The 12,436-nt window shown below is 68.5% G+C and carries 10 protein-coding genes and 1 tRNA gene; 1 reads left to right on the plus strand and 10 read right to left on the minus strand.

Going from position 1 to position 12,436, the window contains the following annotated elements; translation table 11 throughout:
- Window positions 1-5 precede the first annotated feature (5 nt).
- The 7 genes from L5G28_RS14520 to dnaG all read right to left on the minus strand — a co-directional run bounded on the left by L5G28_RS14520 (window position 6) and on the right by dnaG (window position 8,168).
- Entirely contained in the window at window positions 6-1,382 is a 1,377-nt protein-coding gene (locus L5G28_RS14520) for an ABC transporter permease (protein WP_237002145.1), read from the minus strand.
- Complete coding sequence (locus L5G28_RS14525; RefSeq protein ID WP_237002146.1) at window positions 1,379-2,137, minus strand: ABC transporter ATP-binding protein; 759 nt, start codon at window positions 2,135-2,137, stop codon at window positions 1,379-1,381. Before L5G28_RS14525 ends, L5G28_RS14520 begins: the two co-directional genes overlap by 4 nt.
- 88 nt (window positions 2,138-2,225) lie before the next feature.
- Window positions 2,226-2,870, minus strand: coding sequence for a response regulator transcription factor (locus L5G28_RS14530; protein ID WP_236998618.1), 645 nt, complete (start codon window positions 2,868-2,870; stop codon window positions 2,226-2,228).
- Window positions 2,867-4,036 carry a sensor histidine kinase gene (locus L5G28_RS14535; protein WP_237002147.1) on the minus strand — a complete coding sequence of 390 codons (1,170 nt, stop codon included), beginning with the start codon at window positions 4,034-4,036 and terminating at the stop codon, window positions 2,867-2,869. Before L5G28_RS14535 ends, L5G28_RS14530 begins: the two co-directional genes overlap by 4 nt.
- A gap of 1 nt (window position 4,037) precedes the next feature.
- Window positions 4,038-4,112: transfer RNA gene (locus tag L5G28_RS14540), tRNA-Ile, on the minus strand.
- A gap of 9 nt (window positions 4,113-4,121) precedes the next feature.
- Window positions 4,122-6,140 (minus strand): OPT family oligopeptide transporter, encoded by a 2,019-nt coding sequence (locus tag L5G28_RS14545; protein WP_237002148.1) that lies wholly within the window; start codon window positions 6,138-6,140, stop codon window positions 4,122-4,124.
- Window positions 6,141-6,275: 135 nt separating this feature from the next.
- Window positions 6,276-8,168: a DNA primase gene (gene dnaG / locus L5G28_RS14550; protein WP_237002149.1), complete on the minus strand. Its 1,893-nt coding sequence runs from the start codon at window positions 8,166-8,168 to the stop codon at window positions 6,276-6,278.
- Window positions 8,169-8,293: 125 nt separating this feature from the next.
- Between dnaG and L5G28_RS14555 the strand changes: the two genes are divergently transcribed.
- The gene (locus L5G28_RS14555) at window positions 8,294-8,779 is read left to right on the plus strand and encodes a DUF4262 domain-containing protein (protein WP_237002150.1); all 486 of its coding nucleotides are present in this window, start codon (window positions 8,294-8,296) and stop codon (window positions 8,777-8,779) included.
- On the opposite strand, the gene L5G28_RS14560 is transcribed toward L5G28_RS14555, so the two are convergent.
- Genes L5G28_RS14560 through L5G28_RS14570 form a run of 3 tightly spaced genes read right to left on the minus strand, consistent with a single transcriptional unit; the run spans window position 8,754 to window position 12,432 of the window.
- The gene (locus L5G28_RS14560) at window positions 8,754-9,740 is read right to left on the minus strand and encodes a FecCD family ABC transporter permease (protein WP_237002151.1); all 987 of its coding nucleotides are present in this window, start codon (window positions 9,738-9,740) and stop codon (window positions 8,754-8,756) included. The two genes, L5G28_RS14555 and L5G28_RS14560, sit on opposite strands and share 26 nt — an antisense overlap.
- Entirely contained in the window at window positions 9,737-10,741 is a 1,005-nt protein-coding gene (locus L5G28_RS14565; RefSeq protein ID WP_237002152.1) for a FecCD family ABC transporter permease, read from the minus strand. Before L5G28_RS14565 ends, L5G28_RS14560 begins: the two co-directional genes overlap by 4 nt.
- On the minus strand, window positions 10,738-12,432 hold the full coding sequence (locus tag L5G28_RS14570) for a siderophore-interacting protein (RefSeq protein WP_237002153.1): 1,695 nt from the start codon (window positions 12,430-12,432) through the stop codon (window positions 10,738-10,740). Before L5G28_RS14570 ends, L5G28_RS14565 begins: the two co-directional genes overlap by 4 nt.
- Window positions 12,433-12,436 lie beyond the last annotated feature (4 nt).

A 12,436-nucleotide genomic window follows, 5' to 3' on the forward strand; every position in this document is an offset into this window, starting at 1 on the left:
GCGCGTTAGGCCACGGCCAACGCGTCGACGGGTGACACCCCGACGGCGCGTCGGCTCGGCGGGAGCGAGGCGGCGGCGACGAGCGCGACGGTGCACGCGATCACAGCCAGGAGTGCGGGCACCGGCAAGCCGATCGAGAAGCCGTCGGTCATCGCGCCGATGAGCGACTGCGCACCGACGGCGCCGAGCACGATCCCGAGCAGCAGGCCGACCACGACGGCGGTGCCGCTGAGCGCCACCGATTCGAGGGTGATCATCGACCGGATCTGCCTGCTGGTGAACCCCATGGCGCGCAGCATGCCGATCTCGCGGGTCCGGCTGATGACGGTCAACGACATGGTGGACACGAATCCGACCGCGGCGATGACCGCCGAGATCGCGATCATGGCGATCAATACGCTCGACGTCACCGAGAGCACCTGTTCGGCCTCTCGGACCTCGTCGGGTGACAGCCCCTCCCAGCTGTGCACCGACTCGGTGAGCGCCCGCATCCCACCCGCGATCGTCGTCACGAGGGTCACGCCGATGAGCAGTCCGATCGTCGACCGGGTGGTCCGCTGCGGATCGCTGACCGCGTTCTTTCGCGCGATGACCGCGGCGGGTGAACTGCCGACCAGCCTCCCGGCGAGGGCGACGAGGGCAGGCACGATACGCCCGGCGCCGAGCATGATCCCGACGGCGAGGACGGCCGACCCGATGAAGGCGACGACGAATCCGGCCGTGCTCGCCTGCTCGCCGAGATAGCAGGCTCCGACGAGCAGCACCGCTCCCCCGGCGATGAGGACGGCGCCGACGAGGTCGCGCAGCCACGACCGGACGATGCGAGTCGACCGGACGGCGGTCACGCTCGACAGCGCCGCCCGCGATCCGATGAATGTCGCGGCGACGGCGGTGGCGACCACCGCGAGCGCTCCGAGTAGGACGAGGGGCGGCAGGACGTCGTAGTGCACGCGTGGCAGAGTGCCGCGGCGGACGAGCAGCACTCGACCGATCCACGCACCGGCGACGCCCACGACGACGCCGACTCCCGCGCCGATCACCGCGACCTTCCCGACCGCGGAGACGAGTGAGTCGCGCAACTGTCTGCTGCTGGCGCCGACGAGTCGGAGCAGTCCGAGTTCCGTGCGCCGTCCCGCGATCACCGTGTCGACACCGTTGCTGATGACGACCGCGGCGACGAACAACGCGATCATGATGAATACGCCCGCCACCACGTCGAGGAGAAGACCGACGCTTCCGCCCTCGGTTTTGGCCATGGTGCTCAGGATCGTGGACGCGCACACCAGCGTCGTCGCGTACAGGGAGCTGAGTCCGCAGACGACGCCGATCGCGGTCAGCTCACGGAGCGAGCCGACCGTCAGCCGCGCACTGGTCGCCCTCATGCCGTCGCCCCCTGCAGAGTGATGAGCAGGTCGGAGATCTGCCGAGGATCCAGGCCTCGGTACTCGCCGACGATGGCGCCGTCGGCCAGTACCAGGATGCGGTCGGCGTACGACGCGGCGACGGGGTCGTGGGTGACCATCGCAATCCCCTGCCCGTATTCGCGGGCCGCCGTCGTCAGGAGGGTGAGGACTTCGCGGCTCGTCCGGGTGTCGAGGGCCCCGGTCGGCTCGTCGGCCAGGATGATCGTCGGACGTCCGGCGAGGGCACGCACGATGGCGACGCGCTGCTGCTGTCCGCCGGACAGTTCGGACGGGAGATGACCGAGCCGGTCGCGTAGGCCGAGGGAGGTCACCAGGTGGGTGATCCACGACTCCTGCTCGGCGGTCGGCCGATGGCCCGCGAGGATGAACGGCAGCCGGATGTTCTCGTCCGCGGTCAAGGTCGGCACGAGGTTGAACGACTGGAAGACGAATCCGATCATGGTGCGGCGCAGAATGGTCCGCGCGGTGTCCCCGAGCCCGACGATCGGGTTGGCGCCCAACCAGATCTGACCGGCCGACGCCTCGTCGAGGCCGGCCATCACGTTCATGAGCGTCGACTTGCCGGACCCGGACGGGCCCATGACGGCGGTGAACTCGCGCCGGTTGATGTCGACGCTCACGTCGCGGAGCGCATGGATCGGGTTGGCCGGGTCGCCGTATGTGCGGGACACGTTGTGGAGCGTGACCGCGGCGATGCGTTCGATGGTGTTCATGAGGCCAACGATATGACGCTGACCTGCACGAAAACATCCGCCGGATGGCTGGTCCGGCGTACATCTCACGATGTACGCCGGAGGCGGTTCACACCAGGTCGTGCTCGTACGCGTACACCACGAGTTGTACGCGGTCACGGAGCCGCAGCTTGGCGAGGATCCGCGAGATGTGAGTCTTGACGGTCGCTTCGGACAGCCACTCGGCCGCCGCGATCTCGGCGTTCGACAGACCTCGGGCGGCGCGTACGAGGATCTCGCGTTCCCTCGGCGTCAACCCCTCGTACTCGGGCCCGGGATCGGTGGCGCGGCGCGTGCGATGCCGTTCGAACAGTTGGCGGGTGGCGGACGCGGCGACGACCTGGCTTCCGTCGGCGACGGCCCGGACGGCCGCGAGCAGGAAGTCGGGCTGCGCGTCCTTCAAGACAAACCCGCTGGCGCCCGCCTCGATCGCCGACGCGGCGGCCTCGTCGACGTCGAACGTCGTGAGGACGAGGACGCGTGGAGCGGCCTCACCCAGTTCTCGGACCAGCGCTGACGTGGCGGTGATGCCGTCGACACCGGGCATCCGCACGTCCATCAGGATCACGTCGGGCCGCGCGGCCTCGACCATCGTCGTCACCGCGAGCGCAGACGACTCCTGTGCGACCACCTCGATGTCGGGTTGGCTCTCCAGGATCATCGCGATGCCGCCGCGGAACAACGGTTGGTCGTCGACGAGGGCGACACGGATCATCGTGTGGGTCCTTCCGAGGCGGGGATGGTCAGGACGACGAGCCAGCCGTCGTCGGTTCGAGTGCTCGACAGGCTGCCGCCGACGTGGGCGGCGCGCTCGGTCATCCCGATGATGCCGTGCCGCGCGCCGCCCGGGGCCAGCGGGTCGACGGCCACCGTGTTGCCGACGGTGAGCCGACAGCCGTCGGTCCAGTCGTGCGCGACCCGGACCGGCCGTGCGAGATCGCCGTATTTGAGTGCGTTGGTCAGCGATTCGGTGAGGACCGCGTGGGCGACGTGGACGGTCGCCGCGTCGGTGTCGTCGGCCGATCCCGTCTCAGTGGCCTCGATCGTCATCCCGGCGGCCCGCATCCGCGCGAACAGCTGGTCGCGGTCGGCGCGGCTGACTTCACCGACCGTCTCGGTGCTGCGCAGTTCCTCGAGGACGGTGCGCACGTCGGCGAGTGCGTCCCGCGCAGTGTCGGCGATGACTCCCAGAGCGTCTCGCGCCGCGTCGGGGTTGGCCGCGAGCGTGTATTTGGCGCCCTCGGCCTGCGCGATGACGACGGCGAGCGAATGCGCGACCACGTCGTGCATGTCGCGCGCCAACCGCGACCGCTCGGACTGCTCGTCGTACAGATCGAGCATTCGTCGCCGTTCCAGTTCGGCGATCGTCTCGCTCACCTCGGCCGCAGCCACACTGCGGCGCTGATATCCGACGAAGCCCGCCGTCCACCCGCCGACGACGAAGACTGCACTGCCGACGATCCCGAAGGCCGTCCCCCACACAGTGTCGCCGTCGCCGAGCGCGAAGTCGCCGTACGCGTGCGGGAGAATCGCTCCGGCGACGATCGATCCGACGACCGCGACACCGAACGAGCATCGCCGGACGCGCCGATCGGGATGCCCGCCCGCGGTGAAGAACATCGGCGCGTACATCACCGACAGCGCGGTGACCTGGAGCATGGCGACCTGCACCACCGCGGACGCGACCGCGGCGGCCATCATCGCGCTGGGCCCGACACGCCGGACAGCGAGCGCGACCGTGATGAGTCCACCCGCGATGTAGGTCTGCGGACCCGTGCCCGCGTCGGACATCGCCACGACGAATCCGACGAGCCCTGCGACCACGACGTCGAACGCGACCGACGACCGGCGCAAGTCGGGCGCGGCCAACGGATCTCTCACGTGCCCCGTGTCGGGCTCGAACCGACGAATGACCGCTTTATGAGAGCGGGGCCTTAACCAACTTGGCTAACGGGGCGGTCCCACATTACCGGGACATCTCCGCGAAGTCGCGCTGGGCCCGCTTCTGCGTGTACCGGTACAGACCCCCGACGAGCAGAACGAAGACGACGATGCCGACCAGCTGCGCCGAATCGCCGTAGCCGTCGCCGAGCACCGACATCGGTGCGTCGTCACCGGTCGCCGCGACGACGCCGGCGAAGATCACACCGTAGATGCTCTCGCCGACGATTAGCCCAGTCGCGAGGAGCACGCCGAGCCGCTTCTTCCGTGTCCCGTCGACAGCGTCCCGGTCGGCCCACTTGTCGTAGTAGCGCCCGATGAAGGCGCCGATCGGGATCACCAGCGTCAACGCCATCGGCAGGTACATGCCCATGCCGACGGCCAGCGGCGGCAGGCGCAGAGTCGACGTGCTGCGTTTGAGCACTTCGTCGACGATGATCACGCCGACGCCGATGAGCGCGCCGAGCCCGACGAGCGCCCAGTTGAGGTCACCGCCGAACACGCCCTTGGCGAGCGTCGACATCAGGTTCGCTTGCGGCGCGGACAGTGTGCCGTCGGCGCCGTTGGCGTTGGTGCTGCCGACGAACCCGAACGCGTTGTTCATCAGGCTCAAAATCGGCGGAATGATCGCCGCACCGAAGAGCACCCCGACGATCAGCGCCACCTGCTGTTTCCACGGGGTGGCGCCGACGAGCTGTCCGGTCTTGAGATCCTGCAGGTTGTCGTTCGAGATGGTCGCGACTCCGAACACGACGGACGCGGTGAACAGCGTGTAGGCCACCAGCGCCTCGATCTCCGACGGGTCGCTCGTCGACCCGTGCGTCACCTTGATCAACAGCGCCGCGCACAGGACGACGAGGATGCCGACGCCGGAGATCGGGCTGTTCGACGAACCGATCAGACCGGCCATGTAGCCGCAGACGGCGGCGACGACGAGACCGATGAGCAGGACGAAGGCGATGCTGACGGCGACGATGCCGCCGAGTGAGTCGGAGATGTGCGAGTCGGCGGCGAAGTCCCACAACAGCCAACCGATCGGGATCATCGCGACGACCACGGTCAGACCGACCCACTGGATCGGGATGTCGCGTTCGGTGATGTCGACTTCGGTGCCGCCTCTGCGGGCCTTGGAGCTGGCCATGGCGGCGATGATGCCCTTGAGGATGGGACCGATGACTGTGGCGAGCGTCCAGATCGCGGCAACGGCGATCGCGCCCGCGCCGACCATCCGGACTTCGTTGGAGAAGACGCCGTCGACGAAGTCGAGTAGCGACTCGTCGCCCTGCCCCACGCCCCACGTGCGGATCGGCAGCATGACGAAGAACGAGATCACCAGGCCGACGAGCATCGCGATGCCGACGGCGACGCCGACGAGGTGGCCGACGCCGATGAGCGCGAGCGACAGGCTGCCGCTGAGCATGGTTGCGCCCGATCCCACCTTGAACGCGACGGACGCTTCGGTCGCGAGCAGCTTCAACGATCCCAGCAGGGAGAAAATCGCCGCGCCGAGCGAACCGACCACGATCGCCCGCATGCCGCCGCGGTTCTGGTCGACCCCGTTCGTGTCGCTGCCCGATTCGTGATCGGTTGCCGCTTCACCGACTTTGAGGACTTCCGCGGCGGCGACGCCTTCGGGGTACGGCAGATCCGATCCGGTGACGAGCGCGCGCCGCACGGGGATCGAGTACATGACGCCGAGAATGCCGCCTATCGCACAGACCGCGACGGTCGTCCAGTACGGGAACCCGCTCCACCAGCCGATCATGATGAGACCGGGCAGCACGAACACGATCGCCGACAGGGTGCCCGCAGCGGAAGCGATCGTCTGGACGATGTTGTTCTCGACGATCGAATGATCACGGAAGTACCGGAGCACTGACATCGAGATGACGGCGGCGGGGATCGCGGTGGCGAACGTCAGCCCGACCTTCAAGCCGAGATAGACGTTGGCGGCGGTGAACACCAGTGTGATGAGTCCACCGAGGACGACGGCGCGGCCGGTCAGCTCGCGCGCAGTCGACCGCGCCTTAGTAGGTGCAGACAAGTTCTTCTCCCAACGGGTTGCACTTCACGTCCGCGCCGAGGTCGCCGGCGCTGAACGAAACACGGTGTTACACGTTAATTCCCGTGCCGTCGGCGCGTGAAAGACCTCTCCGAATCGGGAGGCTTTGTCCGAATACTAGGCGCCGGCCTCGAACGTCTGCTCGAGCAGGCTCCGCCGGTACGCCTCGAGTGCGACGAGGTCCCCGAACAGCGCGTTGTATCCGTCCGCATCGCCCCCCGGGGACATGCGACGCAGCTTGGACTTGATGTCGGCGATCTGCGATCCGATCCACACCTCCTGCGAGCGTGCGAGGACGCTCGAGATGTACCGCGGGATCTTATCCTCCTCCACCGGCATCGGCTCCACCGCCAGCTCCGTGACGAGCGGTGTGAACGCCTGATCGTCGACCGCCTGGATCACCGCATCGACCCAAGTGGGACCGCTGAGTCCGCTCGCGGCGCCGCCTGCGGCGGCGACCGCCCGACGCAGCCGCAGATACGCCGGATCCGAGAAGCACTCGCCGGGCAGGGAATCGAAGACGGTGCCCGCGATCGACGGGTACTGCAGTGCCGCTTTGAGTGCTTCGCGCTGGGCCCACAGGCGCGGATCGTTGGGCAGCGGTCGCGCGGTGGGCGGCGGCGACATCGCCTCGGGGCGCACCCGACCACGGCCGCCGCGTCCGTTCTGGCTGCCGCGACCGGATTTGGCCATTCCGCGCACGCGAGAGAGCACCTGGCCGACGTCGTCCCAACCGACCCAGCCGGCGAGTTGGCGGGCGTACTCGTCACGGAGTGCGACGTCGCGGATCCGGGACACCACCGGGACGGTGTCGCGCAGCGCGGCGACTCGCCCCTCGGCGGTGTCGAGGTCGTGCTTGCGCAGCAGCGCCTTGATCGCGAACTCGAACATCGGGATGCGCCGTGCGATGAGGTCCCGGACGGCGGCGTCGCCCGACCGCTGCCGCAGATCGCACGGGTCCATGCCGTCGGGAGCGACGGCGACGAACGTCTGACCCGCGATCGACTGTTCGCCTTCGAACGCCTTCAGCGCGGCCGCCTGCCCCGCCTCGTCTCCGTCGAAGGTGTAGATCACCTCGCCGCGGAAGTACGAGTCGTCCATCATCAGGCGGCGAATCAACGCGAGGTGGTCCTCGCCGAACGCGGTGCCGCACGAGGCGACGGCGGTGTGCACGCCTGCCGCCTGCATCGCCATGACATCGGTGTATCCCTCGACGACGACCACCTGATGGCCCTTCGCGATGGACTTCTTCGCGAGGTCCAGCCCGAAGAGCACCTGCGATTTCTTGTACAGCATGGTCTCCGGCGTGTTCATGTACTTGCCGAGCTGATCGTCGTCGAACAGCTTGCGGGCGCCGAAGCCAATGACGTCGCCCCCCAGGTTGCGGATAGGCCACAGGAGTCGACGGTGGAACCGGTCGATGGGGCCTTTGCGCCCCATCTTCGCCAGGCCTGCGGCCTCCAGTTCGGCGAACGTGAATCCCTGCGACTGCAGCGCACGGGTCATGGTGTCCCAGCCGGCCGGAGCGTACCCGCAGCCGAAGGTCTGCGCGCTCGCCTCATCGAATCCGCGTCCGGCGAGAAAGTCTCGGGCGACCTGGGCGTCGGGGCCGCGGAGCTGTTCCGCGTAGTACCTCTGTGCGGCCGCGTTCACCGCGACGAGCCGGGCGCGGGTGCCGCGGTCGCGGTTGATCGCCGTCCCGCCACCCTCGTAATTGATGCGGTACCCGATCCGGTCGGCGAGCTGTTCGACGGCCTCGACGAAACCGACGTGCTCCTGCTTCTGCAGGAACGAGTAGACGTCCCCGCCCTCGCCGCACCCGAAACAGTGGAAGTGCCCGTGATTGGGACGCACGTGGAACGACGGACTCTTCTCGTCGTGGAAGGGGCACAGACCCTTCATGCTGTCGGCGCCCGCGTTACGCAGAGCGACGTAGTCGCCGATGACGTCCTCGATACGCGTCTGTTCACGGATCGCCGTGATGTCGCTATCTGGAATACGTCCTGGCACGCCACCACTGTAGCCATTGACGTCGGGCGTCCCCCTGGCGACACAGTTCTGTCGGACCCGCCCCCTATAGTTCCCCTCAAGATCGAACACATGAACGAACACATGACCGGATGAAGGAGTTGACCATGTGTGAATTCGACCCCCGCTGCGGCGGGTCCGACGATCTGATCGGTCATGCGCTGTCGCTGATCGCCTCCGGTTCGTGGGCGGTGACCGGCGTGTACGGCGACGAGTCGTCCGCACCCGTCGCCTACACCTCGGGTCTCACCGAGCTCGGCCGTCCCGAACTCGTCGTCACCGGCGTCGATCCCGAACACGCGGGCCCGGTGCTCAATGAGGCAGCCGCGCGTGTGGTGTTGACGCCCGCGTTCGGCGCGGGCACGACGATCGACGGCATGCGATCCACGAACGGCTATCGATTGACCGCGATCGACGTGATCGACGCATCACCTATGCGCGTGACGTCGCTGCTGTTCGGCCAGTCGTTCCAGGCCGTGCAGTTGGTCTGGCCCGATCGTGACGGCCGCCTGCCGTGGGACCGTGGTTACGCACTCGTCCCGGACGAACAGCCGTTGCTCGGTGTCGCTACTCCTTCAGCAGGAGCCAGATGAGGTAGAGACCGCCCAGGGTCACCGTCACGGCGCCGACCGGCGGCGACACGTCGCCGAGCAGGTGTTGCGCGGTCAGGTCGCCGACAGCCAGGACGGCCGCGCCGACCAAGGCCGACCCGGTCACGGTCAACGACGGGCTGCGCACCAAGCGCTTCGCGATCTGCGGAGCTGCCAGCGAGACGAACGCGATCGGTCCGGCGACCGCGGTCACGATCGCGGTGAACACGACACCGACGAGAACCATCACGAGCTTGGCCCGCTCCACTCGGACGCCGAGCGACGCGGCCGTCTCCTCCCCGAGTTCGAACGCTCGCATCACGTGCGACAGCGGCCCGAGAACGCACGCCATGACGAGCGCGATGCAGGTGACGGCGACCAGCGGGGTCCACGTCATTCCGTTGAGGCTGCCCGCGCCCCAGATCGCGGCACGCATCGACTCGTCCAGATCGGCGCGAACCGCGAACCACTGGTTGAACGACGAGAGCACCGCGCTGACGGCGATGCCGACAATGATCAGCCGGAAGCCGGCGAGACCGCCACGGTAGGCGAACACGAACACCGCGAACGCGGCGACGATGCTGCCGACGACCGCGCCGACCGCGACTTCACCGAACCCCGAACCACCGACCATGAGGACGATGATGACGCCGGTGTACGCGCCCGAGTTGAGTCCGATGACATCCGGACTGCCCAGCGCGTTCCGGGTGAGGGACTGGAAGATCATGCCGCTGACGCCGAGGCACGCGCCGAACACTGGAGCCGCCAACGCACGCGGCGCGCGCCAGTCGAAGACGAGTCGATCACGTGCACTTCCGTCCCCGGTCAGCAGCTCGACGATGTCCGCGACAGTCAGGCCCGACCGGCCAACCATCAACGACACCGCGAAGCAGACGACGATCACGACGACGGTCAGGAGATTGACGGTCCATATCCGCGAGCGCACCGCTGTCCGGGCCGTCACAGCTTCGCCCTCCGACGTACCAACCAGATCAGGATCGGTGCGCCGATCACCGGCATCACCACGCCGACCTGCAGTTCAGCCGGCCACACCACCAGCCTGCCGACGATGTCCGCGGCGAGCAGGAGCGACGGACCGACCACTGCGGAGAACACGATCACCCACCGCTGATCGGCGCCTGCGACGAGGCGGACCGCGTGGGGCACCATGAGCCCGACGAAGGCGATCGGGCCTGCTGCCGCTGTCGCCGCACCGCACAGCAGAACCAGGGACACGAGCCCGGCGACCCTCGTGGCGTGCACGCGTGCTCCGATCGATCGGGCGACGTCGTCACCGAGTGCGAGCGCGTTCAACGATCGCGCGCCCGCGATCGCCAGAACCAAGCCGACGACGATGAACGGCGCGATGAACGCGACCGTCCCCGTCGGCCGATCCGCGATGGTTCCGACCCCCCAGAAGCGGACGTGTTCGAAGCGTGCGGGGTTCACCAGCGACAGGCTCTGACTCATTCCGTTGAACACCGCGGTGACCGCGACACCGACGAGGGTCAACCGGAGCGGGGTGGCCCCGCCTGCCCCTCGCGCGGACACCGCGGCCACCAGGAGCGCGGCGACGACCGCTCCGATCAGGGCGAGCCAGATGAACTGTCCGATCTCGGTCAACCCCAGGTAGGCGACGCCGACGGCGACCGCCAGCCCGGCGCCGGCGTTGACGCCGAGGATGCCGGGGTCGGCGAGTGGATTCCGCGTGACCGCCTGCATGAGGGCGCCGGCGACACCGAGGCCCGCGCCGACCATGATCCCGATGAGCGTGCGGGGCACCCGGACATCGACGACGGTGATGTGATCGATCCCACCGTCTGAGCCCGTCCCGTCCGCTCCGCGCAACGCGTCCCACACCGTCGACAGCGGCAGCTGCGCCGACCCGATCGCGAGGCTGAGAGCGCACAGTCCCGCGAGGACGACGAGCGCCGCAGCCAACGCAGCGAATCGCCGGGCTCTCACGAGACCTTCGGGTCCCTCCGCAGCGTGGTGGCAGTGGTCCCCCACCCGACGGAGACAGTGTCGGTCACCACCCAGTCGGCCGCAGCCGCCAGGTCCGCGACGCGGGAGCCGTCACGCGGCGGGCACCCGACCGTCGCGAGATGGACGAGTGCGTGCTCGGTCGGGTCACCGCCGAGACCGTCCGGCGACGTCGACTCGATGAGCACCGCCTCGTCGGTCGCGGCCCGCAGGTCGCGAAGGAACGCCACGACCTCGTGGTCGGTGCGGCTCGCGAGCGCGTCGGCGCCCACGACGGCGTCGTACGTCCCGCTGAGCGGCTCGACAGTGCGGCCGACGCCCTCGGCTACGACGCCTGCGCCGGGCCCGCAGAAGCCGATCCGTTCTCGGCTGAAGACGGGCAGCGTGGTGATGGCCGGCAGCAGGTAGACGCGGCCGGCGCTGCGATCCACCAGCTCGTCTCTGACGTCGTCGTGTGCGACGGCGGCTTCGGCGAACGTCTGTCCGGTCCGCACCTGCCACGCTGGGCGTCCCGTGTCGAGCGCATCGGCGAGGTCGACCAGCGCCAACACCTGATCGGCGGCCACCCCGTCGAAATCCTCGGCGACATGCTCGTCGACGAGCAGCATCTCTCCGGTGTCGGTCAACCACAGTGCACCGTCGCGGTCGACGAGGACGTCGCACGCGAGCAGCACGTCAACGAGCGGCGCCTCCTCGACAAGGCTCAACCGGAGCGGGTGGTCGATGTCTACGGCTTCCAACAGTCCCGATCGCAGGGCCGCGCGCACCGCGAACCAGGTGACCGGAGATGTGACCAGCGGCAACGTGGGGGCATTCTGCGGCTGGTCGTCGGACGCAGCCTGCTGTTCGACAGCCGTCAGGTGCCAGTAACCGGTGATGTCGGTGTGGGACTTAGCCGCACCGAGCCGACGGGACGCGAACTTTCGAATCGGCAGGAGCGCCCGGCTCTCCGCTGCCGCCCAGACGTACGGCCGGCCCGCGAGCGGAGCGACGTCGGCGACGGCTGCGGCCAGTGTCTCGCGATCGTCTGCCGCTGCCAGGACCCAGGTGATCTCGTCGTCGGGCCCGAGGGCGAAGTCCCGTCGGGCCGACTCGTCGCAGATCGCCAGCACGATGCGCGCGGGCACGTCGACGGGCCGCTCGGCCAGGAACCGCTCGACGGCGGGCTGCGCGGTCTCGTCTCCGGCCAGGAGGATCCAGTCGACGTCGTCGGGTATGTCGGTCGACGACTTGGGGCCGACGATCCACAGCTCGTCGCCCGGTCGCGCCGCGCACGCCCACGCCTCGCCGATTCCCGCCGCCGGACCGGACTCCTGACCTGTGCCCACGGTGTGGGCGACGAAGTCCAAAACCAGTTCATGACCGTGAACGTCGAGTCGCACGGGAGTGTAATCCCTAGTCTCGAGGGCGTCGGACGCGCGCCATTCGATTCCCTGCTCCACCTGCTTCGGCAGCACGTCGGCGACGTCGCCGCTCGATGCGAAGATCAGTTTGACGTGGTCGTCGAAGCCCGGGCAGACGAGCGCGGGCAACGTCAGTCCGTCCCGCTCGAACTCCCCAAGTTCCGGTCCGCCCAACCTCACCCGCTGCATGCGCGGCGTGATCCGCTCAGTGCTCGACACGGTGAGGCGCCGCAGGGTGAGCGGGAGCGGGACGATACGGCGATGGGTCATGAGG

The organism is Gordonia liuliyuniae (assembly GCF_021739025.1).
GTDB classification, from domain to species: Bacteria; Actinomycetota; Actinomycetes; order Mycobacteriales; family Mycobacteriaceae; genus Gordonia; species Gordonia liuliyuniae.